We start from the raw sequence: 17,004 nt of genomic DNA on the forward strand, positions 1-17,004 counted from the left end.
CCTCAGGCGTCCTTGAACGCGCGGTGGAGCGCCTTGCCCATGAAGGTGCCGAGGTCGTCCGGACCCCAGTCGTTGCTCGTGTCGAGGAGCGAGCGCACCGCCGACTCGCAGGACGACAGGAAGAGATCGATCAGGACCGGCAGCTTGCGCTCCAGGTCGGCCGTCTGCCACCAGCGCTCCATGGCGGGCCTAATCCACTCGGTCGCCCGGGTCTGGACCAGGGCCTTGACGTCGCGGAAGCGCTCCGCGATGACCGGGTCGGGCTCGCCGGAGAAGACGAACCGCCAGGTCTCGGGTGCGGAGGCGGCGGCGTGGAGGAGCGCCCGGAAGCCGTCGATGAACGCCTGCTCCGGATCGTCGGGGTTGGCGGAGCCGTGCAGCGCGGTGAGGATCGCCTCGAGGAGCTCGGCCGACTCCCGGTCGAGGAGAGCGTCGACCAGCTCGACCCGGTCCGCGAAGCAGGCGTAGACGACGGGCCGGGTCACGCCCATGGCCGCTGCGACCGAGCCGATGGTCACGGCGCCGATGCCGTCGGCCACCGCGATCGTCCGGGCGGCGTCGAGCACGTGGGGCCGCCTGCGCTCCGGGCCCAGATGAGGGGCACGGGCGCGCTGCGCTTGACCGGTTGTCGACGGTGGCATGAGGCGATCCTAGGCGATCAGGAAAGTTCCTACATAGGTGTAGCAAATTCCTACACGAGTGTATTAATGTGACGGAGTCCCCTCACCACGGAGTGCTCACATGCCGCTGTTCAACCCGCACAAGCCCGACCTCGACGAGTTCGACGACGAGACCCGCCGCATCTTCGAGGCGACGATCGACTTCTTCGAGGGCAACGGCAAGGAGTGGCTGCTTCAGCAGGACCGCGACCGCGTCTGGTACGACGAGTTCCTCGCCTTCCAGCAGCGGGAGAAGGTCTTCGCGACGCTGCTGACCCCGGCGGCCCAGGCCGACGGCGACCCGAACAAGCGCTGGGACGAGGCCCGCATCGCCATGTACAGCCAGATCCTCGGCTTCTACGGGATGTCCTACTGGTACGTCTGGCAGGTCACGATCCTCGGCCTCGGTCCGATCTGGCAGTCCGGCAACGAGCTGGTGAAGCGCCGGGCCGCGGGCCTCCTCGACGACGGCGCGATCTTCGCCTTCGGTCTCTCGGAGCGCGAGCACGGTGCGGACGTCTACACCACCGACATGGTCCTGACCCCTGACGGCAACGGCGGCTACCTGGCCAACGGCGGCAAGTACTACATCGGCAACGGCAACAAGGCCGGCATGGTGTCGGTCTTCGGTCGCGTCGAGGGGCTCCCGACCGGGCCCAAGACCCAGGACGGCTACGTCTTCTTCGTCGTCGACAGCCGGCATGAGGCGTACAAGCTTCGCAAGAACGTCGTGAACTCGCAGATGTACGTCGCGGCCTTCGACCTCGAGGACTATCCGATCCGCGAGGAGGACATCATCCATGTCGGCTCCGAGGCGTTCGACGCCGCCATCAACACCGTCAACGTCGGCAAGTTCAACATCGGCTTCGGGTCGCTCGGAGCGGTGCAGCATGTCTGGCACGAGGGCATCACCCATGCCGACGGCCGCGTTCTCTTCGACACCAAGGTCACAGACTTCCCGCAGGTCCGGGCGCTGTTCATCGAGAGCTGGGTCCGGCTCGCCGCGATGGAACTGTTCGGCGAGCGAGCCATCGACTACATGCGCTCCGGCAGCGTCGACGACCGCCGCTATCTGCTCTTCGACGCGATCGAGAAGATGACCGTGAGCCGCCAGGGTGCGAAGGTCTACGACCTGATCGCCGACTGCATCGCGGCCCGGGGCTTCGAGAACGACATGTACTACCCGGTCGGCGCGGTCGCCATGATGGGCCTGCCCCGGCTCGAGGGCACGGTCCACGTCAACATGGCGCTGGCGCTGAAGTTCCTGCTGAGCTATCTCTTCAGCCCTGCCGATCCGAGCCTGGCCGCCCTGCCGCCGCGGCGGCGCGATCCCGTGGACGACACCTTCCTCTTCCGCCAGGGCCCGGCCCAGGGGCTCGGCACGGTGGCCTTCCACGACTGGCGTGCGGTGTACGCCGCATGGGCCCACCTGCCGAACGTGAGGCTTCTCCTCGAGCAGGTCGACGCCTTCCAGGCGCTGCTCGTCACGACGCCGCTGTCCAAGGCCCAGATGCGCGACCTGGACCTGCTCCTGGTCGTCGGCGACATCTTCACCACGGTCGCCTACGGCGACCTCATCCTGCAGCAGGCGACGATCTGGGGCGTCGGCGACGACCTGGTCGAGAGCATCTTCGAGGTCATGGTCGGAGACGTCTCCGCCCACGCCCTGACCCTGACGCGCAAGCCGTCGCTGACCGACGCGCAGGCCAGGGCCGCTGACGCCATCCAGCGCCGTCCCGCCTTCGACGCCGAGCGCACCGCCCGGGTGTGGGCGGAGGCCCGCGCCACCGCCGGCACCTACGCGATGAACCCGTGAACCGACCGAGGAGGAGCAAGCGATGAAGAAGACGCGCGAGATCACGCCGCACGAGGACTACGGGTTCTTCGGCCCGGACTCCATCACCCAGAAGGTCTGGGGCCATCCGGCGGTCCCGCTGATGGGCATCGTACGAGCGGTGACGATCGAGGAGCTCGATCCCAACCTCCTCGCCGCCGTGCACAACACCGGTGCGAACTACGACCGGCTCGACACGCGCTACGCCAGGACGGTCCAGTACTTCGCCGCGGTGGCGTTCGCGGACAGCCGGACCGTTGCGAAGATGGCCGACGTGCTGGTCAAGATCCACTCCAAGGCGATCGGCATCGAGCCGGTCAGCGGCAATCGGTACGACGCCAACGACCCCGACTCCCAGCTCTGGATCCTGATCACGGGCTGGCACTCGGTCCTCACCGCCTACGAGACGTTCGGGCCCGGCAGGCTCTCGGACGCCGAGGTCGAGCAGTTCTGGGCCGAGTGCGCGATCGCCGCGGAGTTCCAGACCTGCGACCCGCGCGCGGTTCCGCGCACCCGCGAGGCGGTGCGTGCGTACTTCGAGGAGTGGCGTCCCAGGCTCGCGGCGAGCGAGGCCACCCAGCGGATGATGCACCACCTGCTGAACGGCACCAACGCGATCCTTCCCCGCAAGGGTCTGCTCGGCCTGGCCCGGCCGATCGCGAACGCGTTGGTCTGCAGGGCGACGATCGCCACCCTGCCGCGACACATGCGTCGGCTCGCCGACATCCGGCAGTCACGGGTGACGGACATGGTGGTGATCGCGATCATGAGGGCGATGCTGGCGCCCGCCCACCGGAGTCGCACGCTGCAGCGGTGGATCCTCGGCATCCTCGCACCGAAGGTCCTGCCGATCATGGATCCCGTCTGGCGCGGTGTCCCGCCCGTGCACCCGGTCGTGCTCACGCCCGCCGAGGCGCGGGAACGCTACGGGTACGTCAAGCCGGCCCAGGCGCATCTCGAGCTGCGTGCGCGCCAGCGGGCGCGCGTCTTCGACGACCGTCAGGCCCCGAGCGACGAAGGCCTGATCGAGTCCCAGCCCATCCTGGGGACTCTCGGCTGAACGCCTGCCGCGGATCGCTGTCGCCGCTGGCTCCCGGTCGGTCACGACAGGTGACCGACCGGGAGCCAGGCGTTCGCTGTTGGCCGAGGCAGGGGCTAGTTCCCCGGCTGCTCGGACCCCACGACCCACATCGAGAAGAACTGCGACCCGCCGCCGTAGGCGTGCCCGAGCGCCCGGCGGGCACCGTCGACCTGGTGCTCGCCGGCCCGGCCCCTGACCTGCAGGGCGGCCTCGGCGAAGCGGAGCATCCCGGAGGCGCCGATGGGGTTGGAGGAGAGCACGCCGCCGCTCATGTTGACCGGCAGGCTCCCGCCGATGGCGGTCTCGCCGGCCTCGCTGAGCTTCCACCCCTCGCCCTCCGGCGCGAAGCCGAGGTTCTCGAGCCACATCGGCTCGAACCAGGCGAACGGCACGTAGATCTCGGCGCAGTCGATCTCGCGGGCCGGGTCGGTGATCCCGGTCGCCTTCCACAGCGCCGCCGCGGCCTCGCGGCCGGCCTGCGGGTTGACCTGGTCGCGCTCGGCGGCGGAGGTGGGCTCCGAGCGCATCGCGGTGCCGTGGATCCAGGCAGGTGCCTCGTACGTCTTGGCGACGTCCTCCGAGGCGATCACCATCGCGCAGGCGCCGTCGGAGGAGGGGCAGGTCTCGTCGTAGTGGATGGGGTCCCACAGCATCTGCGAGGCCAGCACGGACTCGACCGTGGTGCCCTCGTTGTGCAGGTGCGCGTAGGGGTTCTTGAGCGCGTTGTTGCGGTCCTTGGCCGCGACGATGGCGCCGATGTGCGAGGGCGCCTCGGAGCGGCGGATGTAGGAGCGTACGTGCGGGGCGAAGTAGCCGCCGGCACCGGCGTGCACCGGCATCACGAACGGGATCGGCACCGACAGTGCCCACATCGCGTTGGACTCCGACTGCTTCTCGAAGGCGACGGTGAGCACCTTCTTGTGCACGCCTGCCTGCACCAGCGAGGAGGCCACGATCGCGGTCGAGCCGCCGACCGAGCCGGCGGTGTGCACCCTCAGCAGCGGCTTGCCGGCCGCGCCCAGCGCCTCGGCCAGGTAGAGCTCGGGCATCATCACGCCCTCGAAGAGGTCCGGCGCCTTGCCGATGACGATGGCGTCGACCTCGTCGAGGGTCAGCCCGGCGTCCTCGAGGGCCCGGTCCATCGCCTCGCGGCACAGCCCGGCCATCGAGACGTCCTCGCGCTTGGCGCGGTGGTGGGTCTGGCCGATCCCGATCACGGCCGCGGGAACCTTGCTCACTTGCCTCTCCCGTTCTCCTGGGCTTCCATCACGCACACGAGGTTCTGCTGCAGTGCCGGCCCGCTGGTCGCGTGGCCGAGCACCTTGTCGGCGCTGCCGTCCCAGATGTGCTTGGCGGCCTCGCCGATCCGGATCGCCCCGGCGCTGAACATCGGGTTGGCGGCGAGCGCCCCACCCGAAGGACTGACCTGTACGTCACCACCCAGCCTGAGCGCGGAGCGCAGGACGAGCTCCTGGTGGCTGAACGGCGCGTGCAGCTCGGCGACCTGGACGCCGGCGGTGCCGCCCACGGCGGCCGCAGCCCGCTGCGCCGAGCCCGAGACGGTCAGGTCGCGGGTGCCGAGGTGGAGGCCGTCGGAACTGTGCGCGATCCCGGTGATCCAGGCAGGACGCTGGTTGGCCTCGTAGGCCCGGTCGCCGGCGGCGAGCACGATCGCGGCCGCGCCGTCGGTCACCGGCGCACAGTCGTGCTTGCGCAGCGGGTCGGCGAACATCGGCCGGGCGAGCAGCTCGCTCACCGAGGAGCCTCCGGCCCGGACGGCGTACTCGTTCTTCTCGGCGTCGGTCAGGGACCGGTTGACGATCTCGGCCATCGCGGCCTCGTCCCAGAGCCCGGCGTCGAGCCCGAGGCGCGCCTGCAGCGCGGCCAGGGACACGGTGTCGGGCCACAACGGCGTCATCGTGTAGGGGTCGAGTTGGAGCGTCAGCGTCCGACGGAGCACGCCCGCGGACGCCTTGCCGAACCCGAAGACCAGCGCGGTGTCCACCTCGCCGGTCTGGATCTTCACCCAGGCCTCGTAGAGCGCCCACGCGGCGTCCATCTCCACGTGCGACTCGTTGACCGGCGGCAGCACCCCGATCGCGTCGATCGCGCTCACGAACGAGAACGAGCGTCCGGCCAGGTAGTCCGAGGAGCCGGAGCACCAGAACCCGATGTCCGATCTGCCCCATCCGGTCTGGTCATAGCACTCGGCCAGGATCGGCACGAGCAGCTCGGCCATGCTCGGCGATCCGTCGAAGTCCTTCATCTGTCGCTGGGCGAACCCGACGACGGCAACGTCTCTCATACGGTCCTCTCTCCCGGGCCTAGAGGTGGTGCTTGTAGCTGTCGAAGTCCGCGTCCGGCTCACCGGTCGGCGCGAAGTGGCTGATGTTCTCGATGCTGGTGCCCCACTCCTCGCGCGGCTTCCACACCGCCTTGACCCGCATCCCCATCCGGACCTCCTCGGCCGGGACCTCCAGGATCAGGTGCTGCAGCGCGATGTCGGCGCCGTCGAGGAGGACGTACGCGGAGACGTAGGGCGGCTTGATCCGCTGTCCCAGGAACGGCACGTTGACGACGCAGAACGTGGTCACGGTCCCGACGTCGGAGAGCTCGATCTCCTCCGAGGTCGGCACGCCGTCGGTCGGGCACGCGCCGCGGGGCGGGACGTAGACCTTGCGGCACTTCGGGCACCGCTGGCCCACGATCCGGCCCTCCGCCAGGCCGCGGAAGAACGAGGACTCCTCCGGGGAGGCCGCGTACTGGTAGTCGAGGCTGACCGGGGTGACGATCAGGCCGACATCGTCGGTGCCGCCCGCCGGCGTACCCGTCTCAGGGGCGTTGCCGTCGTCGGCCACGAAGACCAGGTCGGTGACCGACCCGGTGCGTTCCTCGGCCCAGCGTGCGCGGACCCGCATCCCGGTCTCGATGTCGTCGGGGGAGGCGACCTCGACCGCGTGCAGCCACGGGGTGTCGGCGCCGTCGATCGTGATCAGCGCGTACGCGAACGGCTTCTGGAACGGCTGGCCGGCGACGGGCTCGCTGACCCAGGTCCACGAGGTGACCGTGCCGGTGTCGGGGAGCTCGACGAACTCGGTCACGGCCCGGTACGTGACCGGGTCGTACTCGGGTGGTGGGACGGCCACTCGACCGTCACCGAGGCGTCCGCCGACGATGGTGGCGTCCCTCAGTCCGGTGAGGAAGCGGCCGATCACCGGCCCTGTGGATCTGGTGTAGTCGAAGGCCACCGTCACGGGTGCCTGAAGAGTGCGACTCATGGTAGAAAGTGAAACACGTTCTAGTATTGGCCACAACCCGTACGCCCTGCCGAACGGCTACGGAGCCTGCGGACGAAGGAGTCGATGAGAGTGAAGCTGGGGCTACAGCTGGGCTACTGGGGAGCACAGCCGCCGAGCGGGGTCGGCGAGCTCGTCGCCGCCGCGGAAGAGGCCGGGTTCGACGCGATCTTCACCGCCGAGGCGTGGGGGAGCGACGCGTTCACGCCGCTGGCCTGGTGGGGCCGGGAGACCTCTCGGGTCCGCCTCGGCACCTCGATCGTGCAGATGTCCGGACGTACGCCGACCTCGATCGCGATGCACGCGCTGACGCTCGACCATCTCTCCGGTGGCCGGTTCGTCCTCGGGCTCGGGGTGAGCGGCCCGCAGGTGGTCGAGGGCTGGTACGGCCAGCCGTTCGGCAAGCCGCTGGCCCGCACCCGCGAGGTCGTCTCGATCATCCGCAAGGTGCTCGCCCGGGAGGCGCCGGTGACCAACGACGGCCCGCACTACCCGCTGCCCTTCACCGGCGAGGGCTCGGTCGGGCTCGGCAAGCCGCTCAAGCCGATCGTGCACCCGCTGCGCGCGGACATCCCGATCTGGCTCGGCGCGGAGGGCCCCAAGAACGTCGCCCAGACCGCGGAGATCGCCGACGGCTGGATCCCGATCTTCTACACGCCCCGTTCCGCGCCGATGTACGCCGACTGGCTGGCCGAGGGCTTCGCCCGTCCCGGCGCGCGGCGCACCGCCGACGACTTCGAGATCGCCGCGACCTGCCACCTCCAGATCGTCGCCGACGCCGAGGAGAAGAAGGCCGCGCTCGAGGCGATGAAACCGTTCGCGGCGCTCTACATGGGCGGCATGGGCGCCAAGGAGCAGAACTTCCACAACCAGGTCTTCGAGCGGATGGGCTACGCCGAGCTCGCCGGCCAGGTCCAGGCCCTCTACCTGACGGGCGAGAAGGAGAAGGCGACCGCGCTCATCCCCGACGAGCTCGTCGACGACCTGCACATCATCGGCACCGAGGACGAGGTACGCGACAAGGTGGCCCAGTGGGAGGAGACCGGTGTGACCACGCTGCTGCTGAGCCTCGGCTCGGCCGCCGATGTCCGCCGCATCGCCGAGGTGCTCGGGTGACGGCGGCGCGTGTCTCTGGGGCGGTCCGCTGATGGCGGTCTACGCCGTCACCGGGTCGGCCTCGGGCATGGGCGCCGCGGTGGTCGAACGGCTCCTCGACGCCGGACACCGGGTCGTGACCGTGGATCTGCGCGACGCCGACGTGGTCGCCGACCTGTCGACGGCGCAAGGCCGGCGCGATGCCATCGAGAAGGTGCTGGCAGCGGTCGGCGGCCGGCTCGACGGCGCCGTCCTCGCGGCCGGCCTCGGCCCGGCGCCGGGCCGCGAAAGGCCCGCCCTGATCACCCAGGTGAACTACTTCGGCGTGGTCGAGCTGCTGGAGGGCTGGCGCGAGGCGCTGGCGGCCGCCGGGAACGCCAAGGTCGTGGTCTTCTCCAGCAACTCCACCACGACGATGCCGCTCGTCCCCGGCCGCGCGGTCGCCGCGCTGCTCGCGGGCGACGCGGAGCGGGCGGTGAAGGCGTACCGGATCTTCGGGAAGGGCGCGCCGGCGATGGCTTACGGCGGCTCGAAGGTCGCCGTCACCCGATGGGTGCGGCGGCGCGCGGTCGAGCCGGAGTGGGTCGGCACCGGGATCCGGCTCAACGCGATCGCGCCGGGCGCAGTTCTGACGCCGCTGCTGGAGAGGCAGCTGGCGACGCCGTCGGAGGCGAAGGCGATCAGGTCGTTCCCGGTGCCGGCGGGCGGCTACGGTGACCCCGGGCTGCTCGCCGACTGGGTGATCCACATGCTGAGCCCGGCCGCGGACTTCATGGTCGGCAGCGTCGTCGTGGTCGACGGCGGCAGCGACGCCTGGTTCCGGGCCGACGACTGGCCACGTCCCGTGCCCGGCCGGCGGCTGCGGGACTATCTGCGCAGGATGCGCGAGTTCCGGAAGACCCGCCCATGACCGACGCCACGACCGATCCGCTCGCGCCCGCGACCCTCGGGCCGGTGACGCTGCGCAACCGGGTGATCAAGGCGGCGACCTTCGAGGGCGCCTCGCCCGGTGCGCTGGTCTCGGACCGGCTGATCGACTACCACCTCGCTGTCGCCGAGGGCGGTGTCGGAATGACCACGGTCGCCTATCTCGCGGTGGCGCCGGAGGGACGTACGCATGCCGACTGCATCTACTGGCGGCCCGAGGCCCTGCCCGGCCTGACCAGGTTGACCGAGGAGATCCACAAGACCGGAGCGAAGGTCTCGGCCCAGATCGGCCACGCCGGCCCGGTGGGCAACGCGAAGTCCAACGGCGCCCCCTCGCTGGCGCCCGCGCGGTCGTTCAACGCGCTCGGGATGGCGTTCAACCGCGCCGCGACCGCGGCCGACCTCGCCCGGGTCGTCGAGCAGCACGGAGCCGCGGCTCGGATGGCCGTGGAGACCGGGTTCGACGCGATCGAGGTCCACCTCGGCCACAACTACCTGCCTAGCTCCTTCCTCAGTCCGCGTCTCAACCCGCGCACCGACGAGTTCGGCGGGTCGCTCGTCAACCGGGCCTCCTCCCCGCGCCGCATCCTCGCCGCCGTCCGAGAGGCGGTCGGCGGCCAGGTCGCCGTGCTCGCCAAGATGAACATGCGCGACGGTTACCGCGGCGGGTTCGACCTGCCGGAGTCGGTGGAGTTCGCGCGGCTGCTGGAGGCCGACGGTCATCTCGACGCGCTCGAGCTCACCGGCGGCTCCTCGTTCATGAACCCGATGTACCTCTTCCGAGGCGACGCGCCCTACCGCGAGATGGCCGCCAACATGCCGCTGCACCCGGTGATCAGGTTGGGCATGCGGATGGTGGGGAAGGGCTTCTTCAAGGAGTACCCCTACAAGCCGCTCTACTTCCTCGACACCGCCCGCGAGTTCCGCCGCGCGCTCACGATGCCGCTCGTGCTCCTCGGCGGGGTCACCGACCTGGCCGGGATGCGGACGGCGATGGACGAAGGCTTCGAGTACGTCGCGATGGCCCGCGCGCTGCTGCGCGAGCCCGATCTGGTCAACCGCCTGCGGGCCGATCCCACGACCGAGTCGCGATGCATCCACTGCAACCTGTGCATGTCGACCATCTACCCGGGGACCCACTGCCACCTCGACACCGAGCACGTCTACGGTGAGGCTCATCCCCTCCTGCTGCCCCCATCCTGAACGCGAGGACCCAGATGTCGATGCACTACGGACGCGCTCACCACCCGCAGGCTCCCGCGGGATACGTCCACGACGACATGACCGAGGCCGAGATCAAGGAACGCGAGGCCGCCCTGGTCCCGTTGACCGACTCGGTCCGCGGGCTCGTCGACGCCGTCGTACGCACCCAGGTCCCGGATGCGGTCCTCGACGACGTACGCCGCCGGGTGGAGGCGCTGACCGAGGAGCTGCTGGCCGAGGCGCTGCCCGGCCCGCATGGGGTCCGGTTCGGGGCGGATGGCGGGTTCCGCAACTACGGCAACCCGGTGGTCGGGAAGGGGAACGCCTTCGCCCCGCCGCTGGCGGTGCAGCGTGACGGTGAGGACGTCTGGGCCGACTTCGAGCTCGGCCCGGCGTACGAAGGTCCGCCGGGGCTGGTCCACGGTGGTGTGTCCGCGCTGATCCTGGACCAGCTGCTCGGCGAGGCCGCCTCCGCGGGCGGCCGGCCCGGGATGACCGGGACCCTGACGATCGTCTACCGGCACGGCACCCCGCTGGGTCCGCTCCGCGGCGAGGCACGGATCGAGTCGACCGAGGGCGTGAAGGCGATCGTGCGCGGTCGACTGCTGACCCGGCCGGACGACGGCTCCGAGCCGATCTTGTGCGTGGAGGCCGAGGGGATCTTCATCCTGCCCCGGTGGGCGCGTCAGCCGGTCGACGAGGCCGACCGGGAGCACGTCGGCGACGCCTGAGGCCTTGCCGCCCTCGATCCAGGGGCTAGAACACGTTCTAGTTTCACGGTAGGGTGCGGCACATGGATACCAGCCGCATCGGTCCCCACAACGGTCATCTGATGGTCTCGGCGCTGGAGCGCCACAAGCATCGTCCGATCATCCATCTCGGAGACGTGAGTCTGACCGGGGCGGAGGTGGCGGCGCGGATCAGCCAGTACGTCCAGGCGTTCGAGGCCCTCGGGGCCGGCACCGGCTCCGCGACCGCGCTGCTCGCGCTCAACCGTCCCGAGGTGCTCTTCATCCTCGGCGCCGGCCAGACCCAGGGATTCCAGCGCACCTCGCTGCACCCGCTGGGCAGCGCGGAGGACCAGGCGTACGTGATCAACGACGCCGGGATCACCGGCATCGTCATCGACCCCTACTTCGCCGACCGGGCGGTCGAGCTGCTCGAGCTGTGCCCGGGCCTCAAGCAGGTGCTGACCATCGGGCCGGTGCCGCCCCAGCTCGCCGAGGTCGGGGTCGACCTGGTCGCCGCCGCGGCGACCTATCCGGTCGAGCCGTTGACCGCGCGGCTGCTGCCGCCCGACCACGTCACCTCGATCACCTACACGGGCGGGACGACCGGCAAGCCGAAGGGCGTGATCGGGCTGGCCGGGTCGTTCGCGACGATGACCCAGGTGCAGCTCTCCGAGTGGGAGTGGCCCGAGGCGCCCCGCTTCCTGATGTGCACGCCGCTCTCGCACGCCGGTGCCGCCTTCTTCGTGCCGGTCGTGATCAAGGGCGGCACCCTGTTCGTACTGCCGAAGTTCGACCCGGCCGAGGTGCTCGCGACCATCGAGCGCGAGCGCATCTCCTCGCTCATGGTGGTGCCGACGATGCTCTACGCGCTCCTGGACCACCCCGACTCCCGGACCCGCGACCTGTCCTCGCTCGAGACCGTCTACTACGGCGCCTCCGCGATCAACCCGGTGCGCCTGGCCGAGGCGATCGAGCGGTTCGGGCCGATCTTCGCGCAGTACTACGGCCAGTCCGAGGCGCCGATGGCGATCACCTACTTCGCGAAGACCGACCACGTCGACGCCTCCGGTGCGCCGCTGACTCACCGCCTCACCTCCTGCGGCCGCCCCTCCGCGCTGGTCCGCACCGCCCTGATCGGTCCCGACGGCACCCCGGTCGCACCCGGCGAGCCGGGCGAGATCTGCGTCGCCGGCCCGCTGCTCTCCGGTGGCTACTGGCAGCTCCCGGAGGTCACCGCGGAGACATTCAAAGACGGCTGGATGCACACCGGCGACGTCGCCCGCGAGGACGAGGACGGCTTCTGGTACATCGTCGACCGCACCAAGGACATGATCGTCACCGGCGGGTTCAACGTCTTCCCGCGCGAGGTCGAGGACGTCATCGCGACCCATCCGGCCGTCGCCCAGGTCGCCGTCATCGGCACCCCCCACGAGAAGTTCGGCGAGGCCGTGACCGCTGTCGTCGTCGTACGTCCCGGCGCAGCCCTCACCGACGACGTCGTCGCCGAGATCCAGGCCCTGGTCAAGGAGCGGAAGGGCTCGGTCCAGGCGCCGAAGTCGGTCATCGAGGTCGACGCGATCCCGATGACCGCCCTCGGCAAGCCCGACAAGAAGGCGCTGCGGGCCCGCTTCTCGGGCTGAGGTGTCTCAGGGGTAGCGCACCAGGTAGCGGAGGTGCGTCACCCCACGCCCCTCGAGCCGCCGGACCAGCTCGAGCTCGACCGGACCGACGCCGTCGTCGGGGAAGAGCCGCCGTCCGGCGCCGAGGAGCACCGGCACCAGATGGATCTCGATCTCGTCGAGCTGGCCGGCCGCGAGGAGTGCCTGGGCGACGCCAGCACCGTGGACCATGACGGCCTTGTCTTGGGCCGCCGCACGGGCCTCGTCGGCGCACCGGTCGACATCGGTGAAGTAGCGGACGCTGCCTGGCGGGACGTCGTCGGGATGATGGGTGAGCACGTGGATGGGCACGCCGTCGTGGTGGTCGCCGCCCCAGCGGTCGGCGAGCTCATAGGTACGTCGCCCCGAGATCAGCGCGCCCGTCGCGAGGTACTCGCGGAACACGTCGCCGTTCACGCCGGCGTCGTGACGGTCGTCGAGCCAGTCGAAGATCCGCCCGCCGCCCCGCCCGAGACCTTGGCCCGGGCGGTCGTCGGGGCCGGTGACGAATCCGTCGAGGGTCATGGACATGGTCAGACGGACGGGCGTGCGTGCGGTGCGTGGGGTCTCGGACATGGGATCCTCCTGTGGTCGGTCGTGCGTCGCCGGCGGCGACGCTCACCCACGCCACGATCAGGATCGTGCCGATCCGACACGAAGCGCTCGGCGTTTGTCGTGATCGGCCGTGCTTCCCCGGATGCTGCCGGGGGCGGCGTACGTCCGGAGGGACCGGGCCTGAGCCCGGCTCAGCGTCCCCTGAACTCGGGCTTGCGCTTCTCCAGGAAGGCCTTGGGGCCTTCCTTGGCGTCCTCGGAGGCGAAGACGGCGGCGCCGACCTTGGCGTCGTCGGCCCAGCACTCGTCCTCGTGCTTCCCCTCGGAGTCGCGCATGGTGCGGAGGATGGCCTGGACCGCGAGCGGGCCGTTGGCGGCGATCATGTCGGCGAGCTCGTGGGCCTTCGCCAGGGCGGTGCCGTCGGGGACGACATGGCCGATCAGGCCGAGCTCCTTGGCCTCGGGGGCCTTCAACGTACGTCCGGTCAGGAGCAGCTCGGCGGCGACCGTGTAGGGGATCTGGCGGGGGAGGCGCACCGCGGATCCACCCATCGGGTAGAGCGACCAGCGGGCCTCGGCGACGCCGAACTTCGCCGACTCGCCGGCCACCCGGATGTCGGTGCCCTGCAGGATCTCGGTGCCGCCGGCGATGGCGGGTCCCTCGACCGCGGCGATCAGCGGCTTGGTGAGCCGGAAGCCTTTGAGTAGGCCCTTGAGCACCGTCGGGTCGAAGCCCTCCTCGAAGGACTCCGAGGGCGGCTTCTCGTCGGCCGCCTTCAGGTCCATCCCGGCGCAGAAGTAGCCACCGGCGCCGGTCAGGATGCAGACCCGGATCTCAGGGTCGGAGTTCACCCGGTCCCAGGCGTCCTCCATGATCCGCAGCATCTCGGAGGAGAGCGCGTTGCGGCGCTCGGGCCGGTTCATCGTGACGATGAGCTTGTGGCCGTCCTGCTCGACGATCGCGTGCGGCGTCTCGGCAGAAGATTCTGTGATCGGCATAACATCGACCCTAGCGGAAAACTGAAACGTGTTCTAGTCTCGCAGTCATGGCGCTGAACCTTGCTGACCTCTTCGAACACGCCGTCGACGCCGCGCCCGAGAAGGTGTCGGTCCAAGTCGGCGACCGCAAAGTGACCTACGCCGAGCTCGAGCGTGAGTCCAACAAACTGGCCCACTACCTGGCCGCCCAGGGGATCGGGAAGGGCGATCACGTCGGGCTCTACTCCAAGAACTCCGTCGAGCACGTCATCGCCCTGCTCGCGATCCTCAAGATCCGTGCCGTCGCCATCAACGTGAACTATCGCTACGTGGCCGGTGAGCTGGAGTACCTCTTCGAGAACGCCGACCTCAAGGCCCTCGTCCACGACCGCGTCTACGCGCCGCTGGTCGCCGAGGTCGCCCCCAAGCTGGAGGCGCTGAAGACGTTCGTCGCGGTGCCTGATCCGCTCGAGCCCGGCGACGACTCCGACCTGAGCCCGTTCGGCGGCGTCACCCTGGAGGAGGCGCAGGCCGGCCAGTCCGACGCCCGCGACTTCGGCGAGCGTAGCCCCGACGACATCCACGTCATCTACACCGGCGGCACCACCGGGTTCCCCAAGGGCGTGATGTGGCGCCACGAGGACTTCTGGCGCGTGCTCGGTGGCGGCATCGACTTCATGACGGGCGCGCCGCTGGAGGAGTACGACCAGTCCAAGCAGGCCGCGGGCGACGGGCTCATCACCCTCCCGCTCAGCCCGCTGATGCACGGCGGCGCCCAGGCGTCGCTCCTCATGCATCTCTTCGCCGGCCAGGTCACGATCCTCGAGCCGAAGTTCGACCCGGTACGCACCTGGGAGATCGTCGACCGCGAGAAGGTCCAGATGATGTTCATGACCGGTGATGCGATGGCGGTGCCGCTCATCGACGCGTACGAGGCCGGCGGCTTCGACGGCCAGTCGCTGTTCGCGATCGCCTCCAGCGCCGCGATCTTCTCCAAGTCGGTCAAGGAGCGCTGGATGAAGGCGTTCCCGAACGCCGTCTTCACCGACTCGATCGGCTCCACCGAGACCGGCTTCCAGGGCACCGGCCTGCAGGACGCCTCCGCGCTCTCGACCGACGGGCCGGTGGTCACCGCTGGTGCGCACACCGCCGTCATCGGCGACGACGGCCACCCGCTCGACCTCGCCAAGGACGTCGGCAAGATCGGCCGCACGGCCCGCAAGGGTCACGTGCCGGTCGGCTACTACAAGGACCCCGAGAAGTCGGCGAAGACGTTCGTCGAGATCGACGGCGAGCGCTACGCGATCCCGGGCGACAACGCCCGGATCGAGGAGGGCAACCGCCTCACGCTGCTGGGCCGGGGCTCGAACTGCATCAACACCGGTGGCGAGAAGGTCTACCCCGAGGAGGTCGAGGCGGCCATCAAGGCACACCCCGACGTCTACGACACCCTCGTCGTCGGCATCCCGGACGAGCGCTACGGCCAGGCGGTGGCCGCGGTCGTCGAGCCGCGACCGGGCGCGACGATCGAGCTCGAGGGGCTGCGTACGTTCCTGCGGGCGCACCTGTCCGGCTACAAGCTGCCTCGAGCGCTGACCATCGTCGACGAGGTGCCCCGCAACGCCACCGGCAAGGCCCAGTACCCCAAGGCCAAGGAGATCGCCCTGGCCAGCCAAGCGACCGAGCAGGACTCCGAAGGAGCAACAGCATGATCCGTACGCCATTGTGCGAGGCATTCGGGATCGACTACCCGATCGTCGCCTTCACCCCCTCGGAGCACGTGGCCGCGGAGGTCTCCAAGGCCGGCGGGCTGGGCGTGCTGGGCTGCGTACGCTTCAACGACGCCGAGGAGCTCGACCGCACCCTCACCTGGATGGACGAGAACACCGACGGCAAGCCGTACGGCGTCGACGTGGTCATGCCGATGAAGGTGCCGACCGAGGGCACCTCGACCGACCTGTCCGCCTACATCCCGGCGGAGCACACCGAGTGGGTCGACAAGACCCTGCTCTCGCTGGGCGTGCCGCCGCTGCCGGAGGGGGAGGGGCGCGAGGGGGTGCTCGGCTGGTTGCACTCCACCGCCCGCTCGCACGTCGACGTCGCGCTGCAGCACCGGCCGGTGCTGATCGCCAACGCGCTCGGCACCCCGCCCAACGACGTGATCGAGAAGGCGCACGAGCACGGGATCAAGGTGGCCGCGCTCGCGGGCGCCCCGAAGCACGCGGTCTCCCACGTCTCCAACGGCGTCGACATCATCGTCGCCCAGGGCTACGAGGCCGGTGGGCACACCGGCGAGATCGCCTCGATGGTGCTCCAGCCGGACATCGTCGATGCGGTCGGGCCCGACGTACCGGTGCTGGGGGCCGGCGGGATCGGGTCGGGCCGGCAGATCGCCGCCTCGCTGGCGCTCGGCGCGCAGGGCGTCTGGACGGGCTCCATCTGGCTCGGGACGTCGGAGTACCGCAACCTCAACACCCACGCCGGCTGGGAGACCGCCTTCACCCGCGCGACCTCGGCCGACACCCGGCGGATGCGGATCTACACCGGTAAGCCGGCCCGGCTGCTGAAGTCGAAGTGGACCGACGCCTGGGAGGCCGAGGGCTCGCCCACGCCGCTGCCGATGCCGCTGCAGAACCTGCTCGTCTCCGACGCCCACAACCGCATCAACGCGGCCGGGGATCCCGACGTCGTCGCGATGCCGGTCGGGCAGATCGTCGGCCGGATGAACGAGGTGCGTACGGTCGCCGAGGTCATGGCCGACCTGATCGCCGAGTTCGAGGCGACGGTCAAGCGCCTGGACGCGATCGCCGAAGGCTAGACCCGCAAGACCACGAGAGGCGCCGGCTCCGAGAATCGAGCCGGCGCCTCTTTCGCGCCTGCTCGATGGCCGACTTTGCAGCCGCGCACTATCGCACAGCTTGGTCGCCGGCGCCGCTACCGCACACCCGAGCCCGCCTCGGAGCGGAGAGCGACTGACAGGATGGGCGC

15 protein-coding genes are annotated in these 17,004 nt (G+C 70.1%); 9 read left to right on the plus strand and 6 right to left on the minus strand.

Annotated features, from left to right (window positions below; translation table 11 throughout):
* Positions 1–2 precede the first annotated feature (2 nt).
* Positions 3–641: a TetR/AcrR family transcriptional regulator gene (locus HD557_RS12170; protein ID WP_008360109.1), complete on the minus strand. Its 639-nt coding sequence runs from the start codon at positions 639–641 to the stop codon at positions 3–5.
* Between the two features lie 100 nt (positions 642–741).
* Here HD557_RS12170 and HD557_RS12175 point away from each other — a divergent pair, with 100 nt between their 5' ends.
* On the plus strand, positions 742–2,475 hold the full coding sequence (locus HD557_RS12175; protein WP_008360107.1) for an acyl-CoA dehydrogenase family protein: 1,734 nt from the start codon (positions 742–744) through the stop codon (positions 2,473–2,475).
* 22 nt (positions 2,476–2,497) lie between these two features.
* Positions 2,498–3,553 carry an oxygenase MpaB family protein gene (locus HD557_RS12180; protein WP_196874067.1) on the plus strand — a complete coding sequence of 352 codons (1,056 nt, stop codon included), beginning with the start codon at positions 2,498–2,500 and terminating at the stop codon, positions 3,551–3,553.
* 95 nt (positions 3,554–3,648) lie between these two features.
* On the opposite strand, the gene HD557_RS12185 is transcribed toward HD557_RS12180, so the two are convergent.
* Genes HD557_RS12185 through HD557_RS12195 form a run of 3 tightly spaced genes read right to left on the minus strand, consistent with a single transcriptional unit; the run spans position 3,649 to position 6,852 of the window.
* Entirely contained in the window at positions 3,649–4,812 is a 1,164-nt protein-coding gene (locus HD557_RS12185; RefSeq protein ID WP_008360103.1) for a thiolase domain-containing protein, read from the minus strand.
* Entirely contained in the window at positions 4,809–5,879 is a 1,071-nt protein-coding gene (locus HD557_RS12190; protein WP_008360101.1) for a thiolase domain-containing protein, read from the minus strand. The genes HD557_RS12185 and HD557_RS12190 overlap by 4 nt, the downstream gene beginning before the upstream one ends.
* 19 nt (positions 5,880–5,898) lie before the next feature.
* Complete coding sequence (locus tag HD557_RS12195) at positions 5,899–6,852, minus strand: Zn-ribbon domain-containing OB-fold protein (protein ID WP_008360099.1); 954 nt, start codon at positions 6,850–6,852, stop codon at positions 5,899–5,901.
* Between the two features lie 84 nt (positions 6,853–6,936).
* On the opposite strand from HD557_RS12195, the gene HD557_RS12200 reads away from it, so the two are divergent.
* From HD557_RS12200 to fadD8, 5 genes are all read left to right on the plus strand, one after another.
* A complete protein-coding gene (locus tag HD557_RS12200) occupies positions 6,937–7,986 on the plus strand; it encodes an LLM class F420-dependent oxidoreductase (RefSeq protein ID WP_231380265.1) in 1,050 nt (349 codons plus the stop codon).
* Positions 7,987–8,017: 31 nt separating this feature from the next.
* Positions 8,018–8,875, plus strand: coding sequence for an SDR family oxidoreductase (locus HD557_RS12205; protein WP_008360096.1), 858 nt, complete (start codon positions 8,018–8,020; stop codon positions 8,873–8,875).
* A complete protein-coding gene (locus tag HD557_RS12210; RefSeq protein ID WP_196874068.1) occupies positions 8,872–10,095 on the plus strand; it encodes an NADH:flavin oxidoreductase in 1,224 nt (407 codons plus the stop codon). Before HD557_RS12205 ends, HD557_RS12210 begins: the two co-directional genes overlap by 4 nt.
* A gap of 14 nt (positions 10,096–10,109) precedes the next feature.
* Complete coding sequence (locus HD557_RS12215) at positions 10,110–10,826, plus strand: PaaI family thioesterase (RefSeq protein WP_008360094.1); 717 nt, start codon at positions 10,110–10,112, stop codon at positions 10,824–10,826.
* 62 nt (positions 10,827–10,888) lie between these two features.
* Complete coding sequence (gene fadD8, locus HD557_RS12220) at positions 10,889–12,466, plus strand: fatty-acid--CoA ligase FadD8 (RefSeq protein ID WP_040755503.1); 1,578 nt, start codon at positions 10,889–10,891, stop codon at positions 12,464–12,466.
* A 6-nt stretch (positions 12,467–12,472) separates the two neighbouring features.
* Here the strand turns inward: fadD8 and HD557_RS12225 are convergent, their stop codons facing one another.
* Complete coding sequence (locus HD557_RS12225; RefSeq protein WP_008360092.1) at positions 12,473–13,060, minus strand: dihydrofolate reductase family protein; 588 nt, start codon at positions 13,058–13,060, stop codon at positions 12,473–12,475.
* A 170-nt stretch (positions 13,061–13,230) separates the two neighbouring features.
* The gene (locus HD557_RS12230) at positions 13,231–14,037 is read right to left on the minus strand and encodes a crotonase/enoyl-CoA hydratase family protein (RefSeq protein WP_008360091.1); all 807 of its coding nucleotides are present in this window, start codon (positions 14,035–14,037) and stop codon (positions 13,231–13,233) included.
* A gap of 47 nt (positions 14,038–14,084) precedes the next feature.
* Here HD557_RS12230 and HD557_RS12235 point away from each other — a divergent pair, with 47 nt between their 5' ends.
* Together HD557_RS12235 and HD557_RS12240 are read left to right on the plus strand one after the other, a co-directional pair.
* Positions 14,085–15,728, plus strand: coding sequence for an acyl-CoA synthetase (locus HD557_RS12235; RefSeq protein WP_008360090.1), 1,644 nt, complete (start codon positions 14,085–14,087; stop codon positions 15,726–15,728).
* Positions 15,725–16,834 (plus strand): NAD(P)H-dependent flavin oxidoreductase, encoded by a 1,110-nt coding sequence (locus HD557_RS12240; protein ID WP_008360089.1) that lies wholly within the window; start codon positions 15,725–15,727, stop codon positions 16,832–16,834. Before HD557_RS12235 ends, HD557_RS12240 begins: the two co-directional genes overlap by 4 nt.
* The last annotated feature ends 170 nt before the right edge of the window (positions 16,835–17,004 follow it).

This window comes from Nocardioides luteus (assembly GCF_015752315.1).
In the GTDB taxonomy this organism is placed as follows: Bacteria; Actinomycetota; Actinomycetes; order Propionibacteriales; family Nocardioidaceae; genus Nocardioides.